Annotated in this window: 24 protein-coding genes; 20 read left to right on the top strand and 4 right to left on the bottom strand. The window is 58.5% G+C overall.

Annotated elements, in window-relative coordinates:
• Position 1: 1 nt before the first annotated feature.
• Together pilH and pilG are read right to left on the bottom strand one after the other, a co-directional pair.
• Positions 2 to 367 (bottom strand): twitching motility response regulator PilH, encoded by a 366-nt coding sequence (pilH, locus tag NTD87_RS24545; protein ID WP_007929961.1) that lies wholly within the window; start codon positions 365 to 367, stop codon positions 2 to 4.
• Between the two features lie 57 nt (positions 368 to 424).
• A complete protein-coding gene (gene pilG / locus NTD87_RS24540) occupies positions 425 to 829 on the bottom strand; it encodes a twitching motility response regulator PilG (RefSeq protein ID WP_019694068.1) in 405 nt (134 codons plus the stop codon).
• Positions 830 to 1,064: 235 nt separating this feature from the next.
• Here pilG and gshB point away from each other — a divergent pair, with 235 nt between their 5' ends.
• The 9 genes from gshB (at position 1,065) to NTD87_RS24495 (ending at position 9,049) form a co-directional block, all read left to right on the top strand.
• Positions 1,065 to 2,018, top strand: a complete 954-nt coding sequence (gshB, locus tag NTD87_RS24535) for a glutathione synthase (RefSeq protein ID WP_262116777.1) — start codon at positions 1,065 to 1,067, stop codon at positions 2,016 to 2,018.
• A gap of 101 nt (positions 2,019 to 2,119) precedes the next feature.
• On the top strand, positions 2,120 to 3,019 hold the full coding sequence (locus NTD87_RS24530; protein ID WP_262116776.1) for an energy transducer TonB: 900 nt from the start codon (positions 2,120 to 2,122) through the stop codon (positions 3,017 to 3,019).
• Positions 3,020 to 3,198: 179 nt separating this feature from the next.
• Positions 3,199 to 3,768, top strand: a complete 570-nt coding sequence (locus NTD87_RS24525; RefSeq protein ID WP_262116775.1) for a YqgE/AlgH family protein — start codon at positions 3,199 to 3,201, stop codon at positions 3,766 to 3,768.
• Positions 3,768 to 4,205 carry a Holliday junction resolvase RuvX gene (gene ruvX, locus NTD87_RS24520; RefSeq protein WP_262116774.1) on the top strand — a complete coding sequence of 146 codons (438 nt, stop codon included), beginning with the start codon at positions 3,768 to 3,770 and terminating at the stop codon, positions 4,203 to 4,205. Before NTD87_RS24525 ends, ruvX begins: the two co-directional genes overlap by 1 nt.
• A 90-nt stretch (positions 4,206 to 4,295) precedes the next feature.
• Positions 4,296 to 4,802, top strand: coding sequence for a bifunctional pyr operon transcriptional regulator/uracil phosphoribosyltransferase PyrR (pyrR, locus tag NTD87_RS24515; protein WP_123426441.1), 507 nt, complete (start codon positions 4,296 to 4,298; stop codon positions 4,800 to 4,802).
• A 26-nt stretch (positions 4,803 to 4,828) separates the two neighbouring features.
• Positions 4,829 to 5,833 (top strand): aspartate carbamoyltransferase catalytic subunit, encoded by a 1,005-nt coding sequence (locus NTD87_RS24510; RefSeq protein WP_019694074.1) that lies wholly within the window; start codon positions 4,829 to 4,831, stop codon positions 5,831 to 5,833.
• A complete protein-coding gene (locus tag NTD87_RS24505) occupies positions 5,830 to 7,101 on the top strand; it encodes a dihydroorotase (RefSeq protein ID WP_262116773.1) in 1,272 nt (423 codons plus the stop codon). Before NTD87_RS24510 ends, NTD87_RS24505 begins: the two co-directional genes overlap by 4 nt.
• Before the next feature lie 514 nt (positions 7,102 to 7,615).
• Complete coding sequence (locus NTD87_RS24500) at positions 7,616 to 8,602, top strand: lipid II-degrading bacteriocin (RefSeq protein WP_262116772.1); 987 nt, start codon at positions 7,616 to 7,618, stop codon at positions 8,600 to 8,602.
• A gap of 15 nt (positions 8,603 to 8,617) precedes the next feature.
• The gene (locus tag NTD87_RS24495) at positions 8,618 to 9,049 is read left to right on the top strand and encodes a hypothetical protein (RefSeq protein ID WP_262116771.1); all 432 of its coding nucleotides are present in this window, start codon (positions 8,618 to 8,620) and stop codon (positions 9,047 to 9,049) included.
• A 142-nt stretch (positions 9,050 to 9,191) separates the two neighbouring features.
• On the opposite strand, the gene NTD87_RS24490 is transcribed toward NTD87_RS24495, so the two are convergent.
• Positions 9,192 to 9,611: an NINE protein gene (locus NTD87_RS24490; protein WP_262116770.1), complete on the bottom strand. Its 420-nt coding sequence runs from the start codon at positions 9,609 to 9,611 to the stop codon at positions 9,192 to 9,194.
• Positions 9,612 to 9,862: 251 nt separating this feature from the next.
• Here NTD87_RS24490 and NTD87_RS24485 point away from each other — a divergent pair, with 251 nt between their 5' ends.
• Positions 9,863 to 10,486, top strand: a complete 624-nt coding sequence (locus tag NTD87_RS24485) for a C40 family peptidase (RefSeq protein ID WP_262116769.1) — start codon at positions 9,863 to 9,865, stop codon at positions 10,484 to 10,486.
• A 167-nt stretch (positions 10,487 to 10,653) separates the two neighbouring features.
• Here the strand turns inward: NTD87_RS24485 and NTD87_RS24480 are convergent, their stop codons facing one another.
• The gene (locus NTD87_RS24480; protein WP_262116768.1) at positions 10,654 to 11,688 is read right to left on the bottom strand and encodes a type IV pilus twitching motility protein PilT; all 1,035 of its coding nucleotides are present in this window, start codon (positions 11,686 to 11,688) and stop codon (positions 10,654 to 10,656) included.
• A gap of 56 nt (positions 11,689 to 11,744) precedes the next feature.
• On the opposite strand from NTD87_RS24480, the gene NTD87_RS24475 reads away from it, so the two are divergent.
• From NTD87_RS24475 to NTD87_RS24430, 10 genes are all read left to right on the top strand, one after another.
• Positions 11,745 to 12,443 (top strand): YggS family pyridoxal phosphate-dependent enzyme, encoded by a 699-nt coding sequence (locus tag NTD87_RS24475; protein WP_262116767.1) that lies wholly within the window; start codon positions 11,745 to 11,747, stop codon positions 12,441 to 12,443.
• 47 nt (positions 12,444 to 12,490) lie between these two features.
• A complete protein-coding gene (proC, locus tag NTD87_RS24470) occupies positions 12,491 to 13,309 on the top strand; it encodes a pyrroline-5-carboxylate reductase (RefSeq protein ID WP_262116766.1) in 819 nt (272 codons plus the stop codon).
• 24 nt (positions 13,310 to 13,333) lie between these two features.
• Complete coding sequence (locus NTD87_RS24465; RefSeq protein ID WP_262116765.1) at positions 13,334 to 13,921, top strand: YggT family protein; 588 nt, start codon at positions 13,334 to 13,336, stop codon at positions 13,919 to 13,921.
• The gene (locus NTD87_RS24460) at positions 13,921 to 14,217 is read left to right on the top strand and encodes a DUF167 domain-containing protein (RefSeq protein ID WP_262116764.1); all 297 of its coding nucleotides are present in this window, start codon (positions 13,921 to 13,923) and stop codon (positions 14,215 to 14,217) included. The genes NTD87_RS24465 and NTD87_RS24460 overlap by 1 nt, the downstream gene beginning before the upstream one ends.
• A gap of 182 nt (positions 14,218 to 14,399) precedes the next feature.
• On the top strand, positions 14,400 to 15,539 hold the full coding sequence (locus NTD87_RS24455; protein WP_262116763.1) for a homoserine O-acetyltransferase: 1,140 nt from the start codon (positions 14,400 to 14,402) through the stop codon (positions 15,537 to 15,539).
• 7 nt (positions 15,540 to 15,546) lie between these two features.
• Positions 15,547 to 16,167, top strand: coding sequence for a methionine biosynthesis protein MetW (gene metW, locus NTD87_RS24450; RefSeq protein WP_071552963.1), 621 nt, complete (start codon positions 15,547 to 15,549; stop codon positions 16,165 to 16,167).
• Between the two features lie 25 nt (positions 16,168 to 16,192).
• Positions 16,193 to 16,627, top strand: coding sequence for a DUF4426 domain-containing protein (locus tag NTD87_RS24445; RefSeq protein WP_262116762.1), 435 nt, complete (start codon positions 16,193 to 16,195; stop codon positions 16,625 to 16,627).
• Positions 16,624 to 17,220 (top strand): RdgB/HAM1 family non-canonical purine NTP pyrophosphatase, encoded by a 597-nt coding sequence (gene rdgB / locus NTD87_RS24440; RefSeq protein ID WP_262116761.1) that lies wholly within the window; start codon positions 16,624 to 16,626, stop codon positions 17,218 to 17,220. The genes NTD87_RS24445 and rdgB overlap by 4 nt, the downstream gene beginning before the upstream one ends.
• Positions 17,217 to 18,419: a radical SAM family heme chaperone HemW gene (gene hemW / locus NTD87_RS24435; RefSeq protein WP_262116760.1), complete on the top strand. Its 1,203-nt coding sequence runs from the start codon at positions 17,217 to 17,219 to the stop codon at positions 18,417 to 18,419. The genes rdgB and hemW overlap by 4 nt, the downstream gene beginning before the upstream one ends.
• A 9-nt stretch (positions 18,420 to 18,428) precedes the next feature.
• Positions 18,429 to 18,752, top strand: a complete 324-nt coding sequence (locus NTD87_RS24430; RefSeq protein WP_262116759.1) for a DUF3392 domain-containing protein — start codon at positions 18,429 to 18,431, stop codon at positions 18,750 to 18,752.
• The last annotated feature ends 70 nt before the right edge of the window (positions 18,753 to 18,822 follow it).

Below are 18,822 nucleotides of genomic sequence, written 5' to 3'. Positions count from 1 at the left end.
GTCAGCCAGCCAGAACGGAGTTCAGGGTTTTGATCAGGGTGTCTTCGTCCACCGGCTTGGTGAGGTAATCCTTGGCGCCTTGGCGGGTGCCCCAGACTTTGTCGGTTTCCTGATCCTTGGTGGTGATGATAATCACCGGGATGTGGCTGGTTTCAGCGTCTTTGGTCAATTGGCGGGTGGCCTGGAAGCCATTGAGGCCAGGCATGACGATGTCCATCAGCACCGCGTCGGGTTTTTCCTGACGGGCCAGCGCTACGCCGTCGGCGCCGTTTTCGGCTTTCAACACTTCGTGACCGTGCTTTTCCAGCATGCCGGTCAGTTTGTACATTTCAGTCGGCGAATCATCGACGATCAGAATACGTGCCATGGTCTTCCCCATTCTTATAGACGCCGGGCCCGTTGGCCGAGCGTCACTGTGCGTGTCCTACTGCGGCGAAACGACGGCAAAGCCCGGTACATGGGCCTGGATCGCGTTCAGCAGTTCTTCCTTGCTGAAAGGTTTGGTCAAAAACTGGTCAGAGCCAACGATGCGCCCCTTGGCCTTGTCGAACAACCCGTCCTTGGACGACAGCATAATCACTGGCGTGGACTTGAACGCGCTGTTGTTCTTGATTAAAGCGCAGGTCTGATAGCCATCCAGACGCGGCATCATGATGTCGACAAAAATGATGCCGGGATGATTGTCGGCAATCTTGGCCAGGGCATCAAAACCATCGATGGCGGTGATCACCTCACAGCCCACGTTCTTCAACAGCGTTTCGGCGGTGCGGCGAATTGTCTTCGAATCGTCGATCACCATGACCTTCAAGGCGCTGGAATGCTGTTCCATAATTGCTCTACCGTCGCCTTTGCGAATCAATTTGTCCGTTTCCGGCTTCCCGGGGGCTCGAAACCCTTGATGTTCAAGGGCCAGCACGACATGACAGCCTTTTTAGCACAGTCTCCAAGTCCAATCTATCGAGCAACCCTCAAGGTGGTTTTTCCTTGACCGGGAACACACTCAGCGCCACTCTGACGCCACTTTTTCATGTCGCTTTGACCACCCAAATTTCGAGGAAAAACCCATGAGCGTTCGTGTCGGGATTGTCATGGACCCTATCGCCAGCATTTCCTATAAAAAGGATAGCTCGCTGGCCATGCTGTTGGCCGCCCAGGCTCGCGGCTGGACGCTGTTCTATATGGAACAGCGCGATCTGTACCAGGCCGAAGGTGAAGCCCGGGCACGCATGCGTCCGCTGAAGGTCTTCGCCAACCCGGAAAAATGGTTCGAACTGGAAGCCGAAACCGACGCGCTGCTGAGCGATCTGGACGTGATCCTGATGCGCAAGGATCCGCCGTTCGACATGGAGTTCGTCTACTCCACCTACCTGCTCGAGCAAGCCGAGCGCGCGGGCGTGCTGGTGGTCAACAAGCCGCAGAGCCTGCGCGACTGCAATGAAAAACTGTTCGCCACGCTGTTCCCGCAGTGCACGCCACCGACCGTGGTCAGCCGCCGCCCCGATGTATTGCGCGATTTCGCCGATCATCACGGCGATGTGATTCTCAAACCGCTGGACGGCATGGGCGGCGCCTCGATCTTCCGTCACACCAAAGGCCATCCAAACCTTTCGGTGATCCTCGAAACCCTGACTCAGCACGGCAAGCAGCAGATCATGGCCCAGGGTTACCTGCCGGCGATCAAGGATGGCGACAAGCGCATCCTGATGATCGACGGCGAGCCTGTGGATTACTGCCTGGCGCGAATTCCGGCGGCTGGCGAAACCCGTGGCAACCTGGCAGCCGGTGGCCGTGGCGAAGCGCGCCCGCTGACCGACAAGGATCGCTGGATCGCCGCACAGGTCGGCCCGACCCTGCGTGAAAAAGGCTTGCTGTTCGTCGGCCTCGACGTGATCGGCGAGCACCTGACCGAAATCAACGTCACCAGCCCGACCTGCATCCGTGAGATCGACAACGCTTTTGGCACGAACATCGGCGAAATGCTGATGGCTGCCATCGATCAGAAGCTTAAAGCCAAGTGATGTAGAACAAACAAGCAGGAACCAACATTGCGTTATCATGCGCGGCCTGTGAAACGCGCGATGTTGGTTTTTGTGATGCCTTTTGTGATGTCGAACCGCTGATGACACTCCCTTCCGATCTGCCCCCCGAACTCGCCCAACGTGGCGTGCGCCCGGCCGATCGCCTCGGTTTTACCCTGTTTCTCGCGGCGCTGATTCACCTGGCTTTGCTGTTGGGCGTCGGGTTCACGTTTGTCGAACCCAAGCAGATCAGCAAAACCCTGGAAATCACCCTCGCCACCTTCAAAAGCGAAACCAAGCCGAAGAAAGCTGATTTCCTCGCTCAGGAAAACCAGCAAGGCAGCGGCACCCTGGACAAAAAGGCGATCCCCAAGACCACTGAGATCGCGCCTTTCCAGGACAACAAGGTTCAAAAAGTCTCACCCCCGCCTTCGGTCAAACCCCAGGTACAGGAAGCTGCACCAAAAGCCGCCGTGACCACCATCGCACCTGCGCCAAAGAAAGCCGCGACGAAGAAACAAGAGGTCAAGGCCGAGCCGACGCCCAAGGCCGCAACACCAACGTTCGACAGCTCGCAGCTGTCCAGCGACATCGCCAGCCTGGAAGCGGAGCTGGCCAACGAACAACAGTTATACGCCAAGCGCCCGCGCATCCACCGCCTGAGTGCCGCTTCGACCATGCGCGACAAGGGCGCCTGGTATAAGGACGAATGGCGCAAGAAGGTCGAGCGTATCGGCAACCTGAATTACCCGGAAGAAGCCCGGCGCAAGCAGATCTACGGCAATTTGCGACTGATGGTCTCGATCAACCGTGACGGCTCGCTGTATGAAGTGCTGGTGCTGGAATCCTCCGGCCAGCCGCTGCTGGATCAGGCCGCGCAACGCATCGTCCGCCTGGCCGCGCCGTTTGCACCGTTTACCGGCGACTTGTCGGACATCGACCGGCTGGAAATCATCCGGACGTGGAAGTTTGCGCGTGGGGACAAGCTCTCAAGCAACTGACCGCCACAGAACCCCTGTGGGAGCGAGCCTGCTCGCGATAGCGGTCTGTCTGACACTTCAACTTTGAATCTACCGCCGTCATCGCGAGCAGGCTCGCTCCCACATTTGATCGCTGTCGACTGCCAAATTGCGGCATCCCCGGCTTGTCAGTTTGCCCCTCCAACGCCACACTAGCGGACATGAAGAACGTCAGCCCCAGCTACCTCAAGCATCACTTCCTGATCGCCATGCCTCACATGGCCGACCCGAACTTTGCGCACACCTTGACCTACATCGTCGAGCACACGGCCAATGGTGCCATGGGGTTGATCATCAACCGCCCTCAGGACCTGAGCCTGGCGGATATTCTCGAGCAATTGCGCCCCGACATAGAGCCGCCGCCACTGTGCCAGCACGTGCCGATTTTCACCGGTGGCCCGGTGCAGACTGATCGTGGTTTTGTCCTGCACCCGATCGGCTCGACGTATCAGGCGACGGTAGAACTCGATGGCCTGGCGCTGTCCACGTCCCAGGACGTGCTGTTTGCCATTGCCGACGGCATTGGCCCGGCCAAAAGCCTGATCGCCCTCGGTTACGCCGGCTGGGAAGCCGGGCAACTGGAGGTCGAACTGGCCGATAACGCCTGGCTGACCTGCCCGTTCGATGCCGACATTCTGTTCAACACCAGCAGCGAACTGCGTCTGGAGGCGGCTGCCAAGCGACTGGGCATCAACCTCAGCCTGCTGACCAGCCAGGCGGGACACGCCTGATGGCCCTGCGTCTGATTCTGGGTTTTGACTACGGCACCAAACAGATCGGCGTTGCGGTCGGCCAGGTGATTACCGGCCAGGCCCGCGAGCTCTGCACCTTGAAGGCGCAAAACGGCATTCCGGACTGGAATCAGGTCGAAGCGCTGATCAAGGAATGGAAACCCGACGCCGTGGTGGTTGGCCTGCCGCTGAACATGGACGGCACGCCCAGTGACATGTGCTTGCGGGCCGAGAAATTCGCCCGTCGTCTGAATGGCCGCTACAACCTGCCCTTTTATACCCACGATGAACGCCTGACCACCTTCGAAGCCAAAGGCGAACGTCTGATCCGTGGCGGGCAGAAAGGCAGTTACCGCGACAACCCGGTCGACGCCATCGCCGCCGCCCTGCTGCTGCAAGGCTGGCTCGACGAAAACGGTGCATTGTTCGAATCCTGAAAGCCGAATCCTGAAGAGGCGCCCGGCGTCTCTCTTAGCTACAACCGAGCACCGTGCACGCAGCGTGCTCGGGACCATGAAGGAGCAACCATGAGCCTGCCCAATCCTGCCGAACTGATCAGCCAGATGGCGACCCGTCTTGACACCTATCTGGCCAAACGGGGCATCAGCGAACCGCGCTACATCGGCATTCGCACCGGTGGCGTATGGGTCGCTCAGGCCTTGCTCGAAGAACTTGGCAGCGACTCGCCACTGGGAACGCTGGATGTTTCCTTCTACCGCGACGACTTCAGCCAGAGCGGACTGCACCCACAGGTCCGTCCTTCGGCGCTGCCGTTTGAAATCGAAGGCCAGCACCTGGTGCTGATCGACGACGTGCTGATGAGCGGCCGGACCATCCGCGCGGCCATGAACGAACTCTTCGATTACGGCCGCCCGGCCAGCGTCACCCTGGTGTGCCTGCTCGATCTGGATGCCGGCGAGCTGCCCATCCGCCCGAACGTGGTCGGTGCAACTCTGTCGCTCGCGGCCCATGAGCGGGTCAAACTGACCGGCCCCGACCCGCTGCAACTCGAACTTCAAGACCTCGCCCTTTAATTCGCCCTTTTAAAGAGTCCATTGCGATGACGCCTCTAGACACCAAGCGCCCGCTGCAGCTCAATGATCAGGGCCAGCTGCGCCACTTCCTCTCGCTCGACGGTTTGCGCCGCGAGCTGCTGACGGAAATCCTCGACACTGCTGACTCGTTCCTCGAAGTCGGTGCCCGGGCCGTAAAGAAAGTCCCGCTGCTGCGCGGCAAGACCGTGTGCAATGTGTTCTTCGAAAACTCCACCCGCACCCGCACCACCTTCGAACTGGCAGCCCAGCGGCTGTCGGCGGACGTGATCACCCTGAACGTGTCGACGTCGTCGGCGAGCAAGGGCGAAACCCTGCTCGACACCCTGCGCAACCTCGAAGCCATGGCCGCCGACATGTTCGTCGTGCGCCACGGTGACTCCGGCGCCGCACACTTCATCGCCGAACATGTTTGCCCACAGGTGGCGATCATTAACGGCGGTGACGGCCGTCACGCCCACCCGACCCAGGGCATGCTCGACATGCTGACCATCCGTCGGCACAAAGGCAGTTTCGAAAACCTTTCCGTGGCCATCGTCGGCGATATCCTGCACTCGCGGGTCGCACGCTCGAACATGCTCGCGCTCAAAACCCTCGGCTGCCCGGACATCCGCGTGATCGCCCCGAAAACCCTGCTGCCGATCGGTATCGAGCAGTACGGCGTAAAGGTCTACACCGACATGACCGAAGGCCTGAAAGACGTCGACGTGGTGATCATGCTGCGCTTGCAGCGTGAACGCATGACCGGCGGCCTGCTGCCGAGCGAAGGCGAGTTCTATCGCCTGTTCGGCCTGACCACCGCACGCCTGGCCGGTGCCAAGCCGGATGCCATCGTCATGCACCCCGGCCCGATCAACCGAGGCGTTGAGATCGAATCGGCGGTGGCCGACGGTCCGCATTCGGTGATCCTCAATCAGGTGACCTACGGGATCGCCATTCGTATGGCCGTGTTGTCCATGGCCATGAGCGGGCAAACTGCCCAGCGCCAATTCGAGCAGGAGAAGGCCCAGTGAAGCTCAGCATTCTCGGCGCCCGCGTCATCGATCCAGGCACGGGCCTGGATCAAGTGACCGATATCCACATCGAAGCCTGCAAGATCGTCGCCATTGGCGCCGCTCCAGCCGGTTTCGTCGCCGTCGACACCATTGAGGCCAAGGGTCTGGTGGTCGCTCCCGGCCTCGTTGACCTGAACGTCGCCCTGCGCGAACCGGGTTACAGCCGCAAAGGCACGATTGCCAGTGAAACCCGCGCCGCTGCGGCGGGCGGTGTCACCAGCCTGTGCTGCCCACCACGGACCAAACCGGTGCTCGACACCTCCGCCGTGGCCGAACTGATCCTCGACCGCGCCCGCGAGGCCGGTAATGCCAAGGTCTTCCCGATTGGCGCCCTGAGCAAAGGTCTGGACGGCGAACAACTGGCCGAACTCATTGCCCTGCGCGATGCCGGTTGTATTGCATTCGGTAACGGCCTGGAGAGTTTCCGCAACACCCGCACCCTGTGCCGGGCGCTGGAATACGCAGCAACATTCGACCTGACGGTGATCTTCCATTCCCAGGATCATGATCTGGCCGAAGGTGGCCTGGCTCACGAAGGCCCGACCGCAAGCTTCCTCGGCTTGCCGGGGATTCCGGAAACCGCGGAAACCGTGGCCCTGGCTCGTGATCTGCTGCTGGTCGAACAAACCGGCGTGCGTGCGCACTTCAGCCAGCTCACCAGCGCGCGCGGCGTGGCTCTGATTGCTCAGGCTCAGGCTCGTGGACTGCCGGTGACCGCCGATGTAGCGCTGTATCAGCTGATCCTCACCGACGAAGCGCTGATCGACTTCAATAGCCTGTATCACGTCCAGCCGCCGCTGCGCACCCGCGCTGACCGCGATGGCCTGCGTGCCGCTGTGAAGTCCGGGGTGGTCCAGGCCATCTCCAGCCATCACCAGCCACATGAACGCGACGCCAAGCTGGCCCCGTTCGGCGCGACCGAGCCGGGCATCAGCAGCGTTGAACTGCTGCTGCCGCTGGCCCTGACGCTTGTGGAAGACGGTTTGCTTGATCTGCCGACGCTGCTGGCGCGCTTGAGTGCCGGCCCGGCCGAGGCCCTGCGCCTGCCGGCAGGCAAGCTGGCGGTGGGGGCTCCGGCGGACCTGGTGGTGTTCGATCCAGCCGCGTCCACCGTGGCCGGTGAACACTGGCTATCAAAGGGTGAAAACTGCCCGTTCCTCGGCCATAGCCTGCCGGGTGTGGTGCGCTACACCCTGGTGGATGGACGGATCAGCCACCAGGCGTAAGACGCGTCACCTGTGGCGAGGGGGCTTGCCCCCGTTGGGCTGCGAAGCAGCCCCATATCAGCAGCCGAGTTCTTTCAGATAGAACCCACTAGCTGCTTTTGCGACTGCTGTGCAGTCGAACGGGGGCAAGCCCCCTCGCCACATTTTCAGCGACTCTGAGCGTTACGCACAGAAATCTGATCATTCAACGTCCAGAAGTCATACCCCCCTCCCAGCATCACCAACCCGCCCATCACCCCGTACAGCCCCCGCCCTGATACAGGCCGATGCAGATAGCTTTGCCAACTAACACATATCCGTAAGCCCCCTCCTTAAACCCTGAAGAAATGGCCATCCAACAACAAGGAAAGTTCGGCATCCATGCAGATTGCCTGAAGCGGGCTTCATCACAAGCAGAAACAACCCACAAGGTTATTAGACGCAGATTTACAACCCATCATTTAGTATTAAACCAGTAAAAGGAAAGCCAACTAAATACGACCCTGAAAGCAGAAACTATAAAATGGAGTAACACATGAGAAACGGACTGACACTGCCTCCAATCGTCACCATGGGCACTACCGGAAATTCAGGCGGGTTTACTATAGACCCCGGTTTTAAATGGGGCAAATACGCAATAGCTGATTGGCAGGGAGTCGGCGAAGCTATCATCACCAACGACGGCATGACTTACTCACTGCCGCTCTGTGATGGCTCCGCCATCTCTTCAGCTGAAATGGATATGCTCCATGAATGGCTGGAAATGAAAAGCGGCATCCAGGCGTTCACATACGAATTAAAAATGCTCGACAGAGCAATCAACTACAATGACGCGTCTGGCGCCATAAAAGACCTTTGGAAACTCACAGAAAGCGACAACTACTTATTAAATAACGCCCCCATCATCACCCATGCCTACTTCAAAAACAAACTCGTAAACTTCAGCCTCGCTGATACGTTGGCCGTGCAACAAAAACTAGACAGCAAAGAAGCGCTTATCCGAGTGTCATCGACCCATCCATACAGCTTAAAATATGAAGCACTTACACCCGAGCTTTCGGGCGGAACATTCACCCCAGTAAAGGCTCTCACTCACTACCTTTGGGGAAACGGTGAAAAGCTCAGCGTTAACATCAATAACATTGGCCTAGACATAAAAGCCCATGAAATCCCACTATTAGCCAACACGATAGTCAGCACACGAGAGGCCGGAAGCTACCACCTATTAGCTCCCAAGGTAGCCTATGAAACGCGATTCGACAGTGCAATCACCGGTGCTTACTTAGGCCGAATAACGCTGAAAGCCGAAGGGAATTTTACGAGACACACGAACGGGTCCTGGACATTCGACGGTATTTTGAAAGCTTATAATGATATTTATGATTTCAACGAGAGCAACAGACCAATATTACTGGAGACCTTGACTTCGGCAGGCAGGGTACTTTCAGGAACACGTTATGAAATTGAAATACCGGGCGAACACAGAATCAGCTTAAGCGGAACTGGTTTCCAGCCCAATTAATTTAAAACAGCCCCTATGTCATTTGCTTCCAGCACTCAAGAAGCCATTAAAATGAAAACGCTCCAAAACCACTTGAATTACGCTTACCCAACTCTTGTCCTGGCAACATCCGGCATAGGCATAGCCGCTATCATAAATAATCTTTCAGCAGGCGTTTACCCTATAGACCAAGATTCAATAGGCCTGCCAATCGGCGCAATAATCCTTGTATGCCTAGCCTTGGTAACCCTGCACCTTCTACAACTACTTCATCGCACAAAAATAAAAAACAACCGCCCCGCAGGTGCCATACTAAAAACACTTTCATTTATTTCAGGAGCCCTATCCTTCCTCCTTCTAGCAGGCAGCATTGATTATTGGTACGCACCCAATCATATTATTGTTTCAACACTCTACACTGTCACCATGCTTGCATTCATTGCTTTTCAGATAGAGCTATTAAAATAATATATTTAACTAACAACATCTATCAAAGGTGAAATCTTCGGGCAAATCTTGCCGGGAGCGATACGTTACAACCTGTACGGATAGGTGAACCGGTCACCGGGCACAAAATGTGGCGAAGGGCTTGCCCTTCGCCACAGGAGGCTTAACGGCTCTGAGCGTTACGCACGGAAATCTGATCGTTCAACGTCCAGAAGTCATACAGCACCCCCAGAAAGAACAACCCACCGGTCACCAGGTACAGCAGACCCGTCAGCCACTTGCCTTGATACATGCGATGGATGCCGAATACGCCGAGGAACGTCAGCAGGATCCAGGCGACGCTGTACTCGATAGGCCCGGCGGTAAAACGCAGGTCTGCTTCACGGTCCATGGCTGGAATCAGGAACAGGTCGATCAGCCAGCCAATCCCCAGCAATCCGAACGTGAAAAACCAGATCGTTCCGGTCACCGGCTTGCCGTAGTAGAACCGGTGAGCACCGGTAAAACCGAAAATCCACAACAGGTAACCGATCACCTTGCTGTGGGTGTCCTGGTATGGAGCAGGTTGCTGATAGGTGTTCATGGAGGACCTCTTTTCACACGATAGATAAATATTCTTGAATTCTTTGTGACTTTTTTACAGGCGCCCGACATATGGCAGATGCTACCTTCTCTCCCGTCAAAGCCTTGTAGCGCCTGACTTGTGCCAGACAATTGATCCTTTTTGCCGCGCTTTTGGCGGATTTGACCTCCAGGTTGAATCGACCAACGGCCTCGGAAAGGACAAAAAAGCTGTTATAAAGTTGCGCGCTTCCCCATATAGAGCCTTGCCTAATGCGTCCATTTTTCAAGACATGGCTAACCATTTGCCTATTAATGCCACTGGCCGCCCACGCCACCAATCGTGAGCAACGTCTTCCGAACGTTAATGGTTACACCCCTAAATCTCATGTTTCTGTTGCTACCAACAAACACAAGCACGCTGTAAAAGGTCTGACTCACCTGAGCAAGGCCGACAGCAAACTGGTCCCGCCGATGGCGGCCAAACAGAGCAGCAATGTACTGAGCCGTGCGGTAAACGTGCTCGGCACTCCTTATCGTTGGGGCGGCAGCAGCCCAAGTAAAGGGTTCGATTGCAGCGGGCTGGTGAAATACGCCTTTAACGACGTCGCCGCCGTTGATCTGCCACGCACCTCCAACGCCATGGCCGCTGGACACGGGCAGAAAATCGAGCGTAAGGACCTGAAGCCGGGCGACCTGATTTTCTTCAACATCAAGAGTCGCAAGGTCAATCACGTTGCCATTTACCTGGGCAACGACCGCTTCATCCACGCACCGCGTCGTGGCAAGTCGGTGACCATCGACACCCTGAAGAAACCGTACTGGGAAAGCCACTATGTGGTTGCCAAGCGGGTTCAAACGAAAGAACCGCACACCCTGCGCATCGCTCAGCGCTGATCCGAAGCAAGATCATTGTGGCGAGGGAGCTTGCTCCCGTTCGGCTGCGAAGCAGTCGTAATCCGGGCACTGCGATTTGCCTGATAAAACTCGCTAGCAGGTTTTTAGGGCCGCTTCGCGACCCAGCGGGAGCAAGCTCCCTCGCCACAAGTCCGCATTCCATCTCCTCAGAAATTATCCGGTGACCGCGCCTTCTCCCGCGCATGCTCGCGACTGATCAAGCCTTTGCTCACCAGGTCCTTCAAGCACATATCCAGCGTCTGCATCCCCTGCGAACTCCCGGTCTGAATAGACGAGTACATCTGCGCAATCTTGTCTTCGCGGATCAGGTTACGGATCGCCGAGGTGCCAATCATGATTTCGTGAGCCGCGACCCGGCCACCGCCGATCTTCTTGATCAGCGTCTGGGAAATCACCGCTTGCAACGACTCCGAGAGCATCGAGCGCACCATCGACTTCTCCTCACCCGGAAACACGTCCACCACCCGATCAATGGTTTTCGCCGCCGAGTTGGTGTGCAAGGTGCCAAAGACCAGATGCCCGGTCTCCGCCGCCGTCAGCGCAAGGCGAATGGTTTCAAGGTCACGCATCTCGCCCACCATAATCACGTCCGGATCTTCGCGCAGCGCCGAGCGCAGAGCGGTCGAGAAACTGAGCGTGTCGCGGTGCACCTCACGCTGGTTGATCAGGCATTTGCGCGACTCATGGACGAATTCGATGGGGTCTTCAATGGTGAGAATATGGTGATGCCGGTGGCTGTTCAGGTAATCGATCATCGTCGCCAGGGTGGTCGACTTGCCGGAGCCAGTGGGCCCGGTGACCAGCACCAGTCCGCGAGTGGCGTCGGTAATACGGCGAAACACATCCCCCATACCGAGCGTCTCCATGCTCTGGATTTTCGACGGGATGGTGCGGAACACCGCACCCGGGCCGCGAAACTGATTGAACGCATTGACCCGAAAACGCGCCACACCCGGCGCTTCAAAGGAAAAGTCGGTCTCCAGTGCCTGCTCGAACTCCACCCGCTGCTTGTCGTTCATGATTGCGTAGATCAACTCGCGTACCTGCTTGTCGTCCAGCGCTGGCAGGTTAATCCGCCGCACATCGCCATCCACCCGGATCATCGGCGGCAGCCCCGCCGACAGGTGCAAGTCGGAAGCCCCCTGTTTGGCGCAGAAAGCCAGCAGTTCAGTGATATCCATAGCACTCCCCAATTCCAGTAGAATGCCGCGAACCTCAGACTGCCGGCGTCCCTTTAATGTCCACGATAGCAGACAACATTGCACAGGTAGCTGCGCGCATCCGCGCTGCGGAACAGGCTGCGCAACGTGCCGAACACAGCGTCCGGCTGCTGGCCGTGAGCAAGACCAAACCCAGCGACGCCGTGCGTGAAGCCTACGCCGCCGGTGTGCACGACTTCGGTGAGAACTATCTGCAGGAGGCCCTGGGCAAACAGCTCGAGTTGGCCGACCTGCCCTTGAGTTGGCACTTCATCGGCCCCATTCAATCGAACAAGACGCGCGCTATCGCCGAGAACTTCGCTTGGGTGCATTCCGTGGATCGCTTGAAAATCGCACAACGGCTGTCCGAACAGCGCCCGGCCGAACTGCCGCCACTGAACATCTGCATTCAGGTCAATGTAAGCGGTGAAGCCAGCAAATCCGGCTGCACTCCGGCCGATCTGCCGGCGCTGGTCAGTGCCATCAGTGCGTTGCCACGGTTGAAACTGCGCGGTTTGATGGCAATTCCCGAGCCGACCGAAGATCGCGCCGCACAAGACGCAGCCTTTGCGACCGTGCGCGACTTGAGCAAGAGCGTACAAGCCAGCCTGAATCTGCCACTCGACACACTTTCCATGGGCATGAGCCACGACCTCGAGTCGGCCATCGCCATGGGCGCTACTTGGGTTCGTATCGGTACGGCCCTGTTTGGCGCCCGAGCCCCTGGTCATCAATAGCCGGCCAGCCCTGACGTGGCTGACACACCTCTCTATAAGGACCTGACATGAGCAAGACACGTATTGCCTTTATCGGTGCCGGAAACATGGCCGCCAGCCTGATCGGCGGCCTGCGGGCCAAAGGCCTGGAAGCCGCGCAGATCCGCGCCAGCGATCCGGGTGCTGAAACCCGTGCACGGGTAAGCGCCGAACACGGTATCGAAGTGTTCGCCGATAACGCTGACGCCGTTCAAGGCGCAGACGTAGTCGTACTGGCAGTCAAACCCCAGGCGATGAAAGCCGTGTGCGAAGCACTGCGTCCAAGCCTTGCACCGAATCAACTGGTGGTGTCGATTGCCGCCGGGATCACCTGCGCCAGCATGAACAACTGGCTCGGCGCTCAGCCGATCGTGCGTTGCATGCCCAACACCCCGGCGCTGCTGCGTCAGGGCGTGAGCGGTTTGTTCGCCACGACCCAAGTGACTGCCGAACAGCGTCAGCAAGCTCAAGAGCTGCTGTCAGCCGTTGGCATCGCCCTGTGGCTGAACGAAGAGCAGCAACTGGACGCGGTCACCGCTGTTTCCGGTAGCGGCCCTGCGTACTTCTTCCTGCTGATCGAAGCCATGACTGCTGCGGGCGAAAAACTTGGACTGCCACGGGATATCGCGGCCCAGTTGACGCTGCAAACAGCGCTGGGCGCCGCACACATGGCGGTCGCCAGTGATGTCGACGCGGCTGAGTTGCGCCGTCGCGTGACGTCGCCTGCGGGCACCACCGAAGCCGCGATCAAGACCTTCCAGGCCGGCGGCTTCGAAGCCCTGGTCGAAAAAGCACTGGGTGCCGCCGCGCACCGCTCGGCCGAAATGGCCGAACAACTGGGTCGCTAATCAGCTCTTACAAAGGAATCAATAATGCTCGGACTCAATGACGCTGCCATTTTCATCATTAAAACCTTGGGCAGCCTGTACCTGCTGATCGTGCTGCTGCGCTTCATCCTGCAATTGGTTCGGGCGAACTTTTACAACCCGCTCTGCCAGTTCATCGTGAAAGCCACTCAACCTCTGCTCAAGCCTCTGCGCCGGGTCATCCCGAGCATGTTCGGGCTGGACATGTCGTCGCTGGTACTGGCCCTGATCGTGCAGATGCTACTGATCGCGATCATCCTGTTTCTCAAAGGCTTCCAGGTTGACTGGCTGTTTTTGGTGCCATGGGCACTGATCGCGATCTTCTCGCTGTTTTTGAATATTCTGTTCTACGCGATGATCATCAGCGTGATTCTGTCCTGGGTTGCCCCGGGGAGCCATAATCCGGGCGCTGAACTGGTCGCTCAGATTACTGAACCGGTCCTGGCCCCGTTCCGCCGCATGATTCCGAACCTGGGCGGCCTCGACATCTCGCCGATCTTCGCGTTTATCTTGATCCAGTTGCTGCAAAGCTGGGTGATCCCACGCCTTGCGTACTATGCCTTCATGCCAAACGGGCTGCTCGGTCTGATCTGATGAGCTATTTTCGCTGGGACGGTGACGATCTGATTCTGGAGTGTCACCTGCAACCGGCGGCCCGCAGCGATGATTTCTGCGGGCTGCATGGGGACCGGCTGAAAATCCGCCTGACCGCACCGCCAGTCGAGGGCAAGGCCAACGCCTACCTGATGGCGTTTCTGGCCAAGGCGTTTGGGGTGTCCAAGAGCCAAGTGAGCCTGATCAGCGGTGAGCTGAACCGGCAGAAGCGGGTTCGGATCAGCTCGCCGAAAAAGCTCCCGGAGTTGCCGGATCTGGTGCGCCCGGCAGGCTGACCGCGTCATCGTTCATCGCGAGCAAGCTCGCTCCCACATTTGGAATGCAATCCCCTGTGGGAGCGAGCCTGCTCGCGATTGCAACGCCTCGGTCCAGCTGAATGAAATCAGGCCCGGCCTTTGCTTGCCGCTGGGGTCCCTGCTCATTAGACTTACGCCTCATTTCAACGAGAGCAGGGTCGATGCCAACTGCCTTTCCCGCCGATTCTGTTGGTCTGGTGACGCCGCAAGTGGCGCACTTCAGCGAGCCCCTGGCCCTTGCCTGCGGCCGCTCTTTGCCAGCCTATGACCTGATCTATGAAACCTACGGCACGCTGAATGCCACGGCGAGTAACGCCGTGCTGATTTGCCATGCCTTGTCCGGTCACCATCACGCCGCCGGTTTTCACAGCCTTGACGACCGCAAACCCGGTTGGTGGGACAGCTGCATCGGCCCGGGCAAACCGATCGATACCAACAAATTTTTCGTCGTCAGCCTGAACAACCTCGGTGGCTGCAACGGCTCCACCGGCCCAAGCAGCATCAACCCGGACACCGGCAAACCGTTCGGCGCTGATTTCCCGGTGCTGACCGTCGAAGACTGGGTCCACAGCCAGGCGCGTCTGGCGGACCGGATCGGCATCAACCAGTGGGCCGCCGTGATCGGCGGGAGTCTGGGCGGTATGCAAGCGATGCAGTGGAGCATCACTTACCCTGATCGCATCCGTCACTGCCTCGCCATTGCCTCGGCGCCCAAACTGTCGGCGCAGAACATCGCGTTCAACGAAGTGGCGCGTCAGGCGATTCTCACCGATCCAGAGTTCCATGGCGGTTCGTTCCAGGAACTGGGCGTGATCCCCAAGCGCGGGCTGATGCTGGCGCGAATGGTCGGACACATCACCTACCTGTCGGACGACTCCATGGGCGAGAAATTCGGCCGTGGCCTGAAGAGTGAAAAGCTCAACTACGACTTCCACAGCGTCGAGTTCCAGGTCGAAAGCTACCTGCGTTATCAGGGCGAGGAGTTCTCCGGGCGCTTCGATGCCAACACTTACCTGCTGATGACCAAAGCGCTGGACTACTTCGATCCGGCGGCGAACTTCGACGATAACCTGGCGAAAACCTTCGCCGGTGCCAAAGCCAAGTTCTGCGTGATGTCCTTCACCACCGACTGGCGCTTCTCCCCTGCCCGCTCACGGGAACTGGTGGACGCGCTGATGGCGGCCAAAAAAGACGTTTGCTACCTGGAGATCGACGCTCCGCAAGGCCACGACGCCTTCCTGATTCCGATCCCGCGTTACTTGCAGGCGTTCAGCAACTACATGAACCGTATATCGCTTTGAGGAAGACATGAGAGCCGATCTGGAAATCATCCAGGAATGGATCCCCGCCGGCAGCCGCGTGCTCGACCTCGGTTGCGGTGATGGCGAGCTGCTGACCTGGCTGCGCGACAACAAGCAAGTGACCGGCTACGGGCTGGAAAACGATGCGGACAATATCGCCGAATGCGTGGCCAAGGGCATCAACGTCATCGAGCAGGACCTGGATAAGGGCCTGGGCAACTTTGCCAGTAACAGTTTCGACATCGTGGTGATGACCCAGGCCCTGCAAGCCGTGCATTACCCGGACAAGATCCTCGACGAAATGCTGCGGGTCGGTCGTCAGTGCATTATCACCTTCCCCAACTTCGGTCACTGGCGCTGCCGCTGGTACCTGGCGAGCAAGGGCCGGATGCCGGTTTCGGAATTTTTGCCATACACCTGGTACAACACGCCGAACATCCACTTCTGCACTTTTGAAGACTTTGAGGCGCTGTGCCGCGAACGTGAAGCCAAGGTCATCGATCGGCTTGCCGTCGATCAACAACACCGACACGGGTGGGCCAGTAAGCTATGGCCTAATCTATTAGGTGAGATTGGCATCTACCGCGTCAGCAGTCCTGGCCTGCAGGATCACCAGGTAGCGGTCTAACCGGGTAATTTTGAGGAGAACGATCATGGGTCGTCTAGCCCTGTTTCTATTAACGGCCTGCCTGAGCGTCAGCGCGATGGCCGCCGAAGCCATCAAAGGCGAGCGCCAGGAAACCTTCGGTGACGTGACGGTGCACTACAACACCTTCAATTCCACCTATCTGCAACCGGACATCGCCAAAGCAGCGGCGCTGATTCGCAGCAAGAATCAGGGCGTGATCAATGTGTCAGTGATCAAGGCCGGCCAACCGCTGATCGCCAATGTCACAGGCACAGTGAAAGACCTGACCAGCCAAAGCGTCCCGCTGAAATTCAAACAGATCACCGAAACAGGAGCGGTCTACTATATCGCCCAGTTCCCGGTGGATCAGCAGGAAGTCCGCACCTTCGAAATCAATGTGCAAACCGGCGACAAAATCAACACCATCAATTTCAACCAAGAGCTCTTCCCCGGCGAATGATCAACTTCACGCAACTCGTATTGGCCAGCCATAACGCCGGCAAACTCAAGGAACTCCAGGCCATGCTCGGCGAATCGGTGCACTTGCGTTCGATTGGCGAGTTCAGCAGCGTCGAGCCCGAAGAAACCGGCCTGTCGTTCGTCGAAAACGCCATCCTCAAAGCCCGCAACGCCGCGCGCATCTCCGGTTTGCCGGCGCTGGCCGATGATTCGGGGTTGGCGGTGGACTTCCTTGGCGGTGCGCCAGGTATCTACTCGGCGCGCTACGCCGACGGCCAGGGCGACGCAGCGAACAACGCCAAGCTGCTTGATGCGCTCAAAGACGTACCTGAAGCCGAACGCGGCGCACAGTTCGTCTGCGTGCTGGCACTGGTGCGTCACGCCGACGATCCACTGCCCATTCTCTGCGAAGGCTTGTGGCACGGGCGGATCCTGACCGAGGCCAGCGGCGAGCACGGTTTTGGCTACGATCCGCTGTTCTGGGTGCCGGAGCGTGACTGCTCCAGCGCAGTATTGAGCCCGGCCGAGAAAAACCAGCTCAGCCACCGCGCCCGTGCAATGGATTTGCTGCGCCAACGTCTGAGCCTGAAATGACCCACGACTCATCGGCGTCGCCGCTGATCTTCGGCGGCGCGCAATCGCCCCGCGCGGCCCTGCCTCAGTTGCCGCCGCTGGCGTTGTACATCCACATTCCGTGGTGCGTACGCAAATGCCCCTATTGCGACTTCAACTCCCACACGGCCAGCCCCGTGCTGCCGGAAGAAGAGTATGTGGACGCCCTGCTGGCGGACCTTGATCAAGACCTGCACGCGGTTTACGGCCGTGAACTGAGCTCGATCTTCTTCGGTGGCGGCACGCCGAGCCTGTTCAGTGCGCAAGCGTTGGGCCGTTTGCTCAAAGGCGTGGAGCAGCGAATCCCGTTTGCCAGCGACATCGAAATCACCCTGGAAGCCAACCCCGGGACCTTCGAGCAGGAAAAATTCGTCGCTTACCGGGCATTGGGCATCAATCGACTGTCGATCGGCATCCAGAGCTTCCAGCAAGAGAAGCTCAAGGCCCTGGGGCGGATTCATAACGGCGATGAAGCAATTCGCGCCGCTGGCATGGCCCGGCAGGCCGGGTTCGACAATTTCAACCTGGACCTGATGCACGGCTTGCCCGATCAGTCCCTGGACGATGCACTGGACGACCTGCGTCAGGCCATTGCACTGAAGCCGACTCATCTGTCCTGGTATCAGCTGACGCTGGAGCCGAACACCGTATTCTGGAATCAGCCGCCGACCCTGCCGGAAGACGACACCCTGTGGGACATTCAGGAGGCGGGTCAGGCGCTGTTGGCCGAACACGGTTACGCCCAGTATGAAGTCTCGGCGTATGCCCAACACGGGCGCCCGGCGCGGCATAACCTCAATTACTGGAGTTTCGGTGACTTCATCGGCATCGGTGCCGGGGCGCACGGCAAGCTCAGCCATCCGGATGGGCGTATTGTCCGCACCTGGAAGACTCGCCTGCCGAAGGACTACCTCAACCCGGCAAAGAGCTTTCAGGCTGGCGAGAAAGCCCTGACCAACGAAGAGCTGCCGTTTGAATTCCTGATGAATGCCCTGCGCCTGACTGAGGGTGTCGAAGCGCGCCTGTATCCGGAGCGCACCGGCTTGACCCTGGAAAGCCTTGCACAAGGCCGTCGCGAGGCCGAACAAAGTGGCTTGCTGCAGGTCGAACCGTCACGTCTGGCGGCGACGATGCGCGGACAGCTGTTCCTCAATGACTTGCTACAGAATTTTCTGACATAAGGAATTCGAATGGATTTGGTACTGGATCTGCTCGCCACCGTGTCCCGCTGGAGCCGCAGCAACCTGTCGGAAATCGCCCTGGCGTTGGTGGGCTGCCTGCTGGTGCTGTTTGGCGCGGATATCAAAGGTTGGGTCGAGCAACGCCTGGGCAGCATCGCCGGCGCCTTGCGCGTCCCGTTGATGGCCCTGCTGTGCATGATCGGCAGCGGTGCGGCATTGATCTACGCAACACCGTGGATCGTGCGCGGCCTGAGCCAGTTCAACAACTACAGCCTGGCGCCGGTGTTGTTGGTGGTGCTGGTGTTGATCGGCGTTGTGGCGGATCGCCGCTAAATTTCGGCTAGTACACAAAACAACTGTGGGAGCGAGCCTGCTCGCGATGGCGGTATAACACGCAACGTAG

Origin of the sequence: Pseudomonas sp. 6D_7.1_Bac1 (genome assembly GCF_025465945.1) — a bacterium.
In the GTDB taxonomy this organism is placed as follows: domain Bacteria; phylum Pseudomonadota; class Gammaproteobacteria; order Pseudomonadales; family Pseudomonadaceae; genus Aquipseudomonas.
This window is presented reverse-complemented; position numbering and strand designations above follow the sequence as displayed.

What these genes read in the sequence shown, in the direction of transcription:
- pilH (WP_007929961.1), bottom strand. Translation starts at nt 367, where the DNA reads ATGGCACGTATTCTGATCGTCGATGATTCGCCGACTGAAATGTACAAA.
- pilG (WP_019694068.1), bottom strand. Translation starts at nt 829, where the DNA reads ATGGAACAGCATTCCAGCGCCTTGAAGGTCATGGTGATCGACGATTCG.
- gshB (WP_262116777.1), top strand. Translation starts at nt 1,065, where the DNA reads ATGAGCGTTCGTGTCGGGATTGTCATGGACCCTATCGCCAGCATTTCC.
- NTD87_RS24530 (WP_262116776.1), top strand. Translation starts at nt 2,120, where the DNA reads ATGACACTCCCTTCCGATCTGCCCCCCGAACTCGCCCAACGTGGCGTG.
- NTD87_RS24525 (WP_262116775.1), top strand. Translation starts at nt 3,199, where the DNA reads ATGAAGAACGTCAGCCCCAGCTACCTCAAGCATCACTTCCTGATCGCC.
- ruvX (WP_262116774.1), top strand. Translation starts at nt 3,768, where the DNA reads ATGGCCCTGCGTCTGATTCTGGGTTTTGACTACGGCACCAAACAGATC.
- pyrR (WP_123426441.1), top strand. Translation starts at nt 4,296, where the DNA reads ATGAGCCTGCCCAATCCTGCCGAACTGATCAGCCAGATGGCGACCCGT.
- NTD87_RS24510 (WP_019694074.1), top strand. Translation starts at nt 4,829, where the DNA reads ATGACGCCTCTAGACACCAAGCGCCCGCTGCAGCTCAATGATCAGGGC.
- NTD87_RS24500 (WP_262116772.1), top strand. Translation starts at nt 7,616, where the DNA reads ATGAGAAACGGACTGACACTGCCTCCAATCGTCACCATGGGCACTACC.
- NTD87_RS24495 (WP_262116771.1), top strand. Translation starts at nt 8,618, where the DNA reads ATGTCATTTGCTTCCAGCACTCAAGAAGCCATTAAAATGAAAACGCTC.
- NTD87_RS24490 (WP_262116770.1), bottom strand. Translation starts at nt 9,611, where the DNA reads ATGAACACCTATCAGCAACCTGCTCCATACCAGGACACCCACAGCAAG.
- NTD87_RS24485 (WP_262116769.1), top strand. Translation starts at nt 9,863, where the DNA reads ATGCGTCCATTTTTCAAGACATGGCTAACCATTTGCCTATTAATGCCA.
- NTD87_RS24480 (WP_262116768.1), bottom strand. Translation starts at nt 11,688, where the DNA reads ATGGATATCACTGAACTGCTGGCTTTCTGCGCCAAACAGGGGGCTTCC.
- NTD87_RS24475 (WP_262116767.1), top strand. Translation starts at nt 11,745, where the DNA reads ATGTCCACGATAGCAGACAACATTGCACAGGTAGCTGCGCGCATCCGC.
- proC (WP_262116766.1), top strand. Translation starts at nt 12,491, where the DNA reads ATGAGCAAGACACGTATTGCCTTTATCGGTGCCGGAAACATGGCCGCC.
- NTD87_RS24465 (WP_262116765.1), top strand. Translation starts at nt 13,334, where the DNA reads ATGCTCGGACTCAATGACGCTGCCATTTTCATCATTAAAACCTTGGGC.
- NTD87_RS24460 (WP_262116764.1), top strand. Translation starts at nt 13,921, where the DNA reads ATGAGCTATTTTCGCTGGGACGGTGACGATCTGATTCTGGAGTGTCAC.
- NTD87_RS24455 (WP_262116763.1), top strand. Translation starts at nt 14,400, where the DNA reads ATGCCAACTGCCTTTCCCGCCGATTCTGTTGGTCTGGTGACGCCGCAA.
- metW (WP_071552963.1), top strand. Translation starts at nt 15,547, where the DNA reads ATGAGAGCCGATCTGGAAATCATCCAGGAATGGATCCCCGCCGGCAGC.
- NTD87_RS24445 (WP_262116762.1), top strand. Translation starts at nt 16,193, where the DNA reads ATGGGTCGTCTAGCCCTGTTTCTATTAACGGCCTGCCTGAGCGTCAGC.
- rdgB (WP_262116761.1), top strand. Translation starts at nt 16,624, where the DNA reads ATGATCAACTTCACGCAACTCGTATTGGCCAGCCATAACGCCGGCAAA.
- hemW (WP_262116760.1), top strand. Translation starts at nt 17,217, where the DNA reads ATGACCCACGACTCATCGGCGTCGCCGCTGATCTTCGGCGGCGCGCAA.
- NTD87_RS24430 (WP_262116759.1), top strand. Translation starts at nt 18,429, where the DNA reads ATGGATTTGGTACTGGATCTGCTCGCCACCGTGTCCCGCTGGAGCCGC.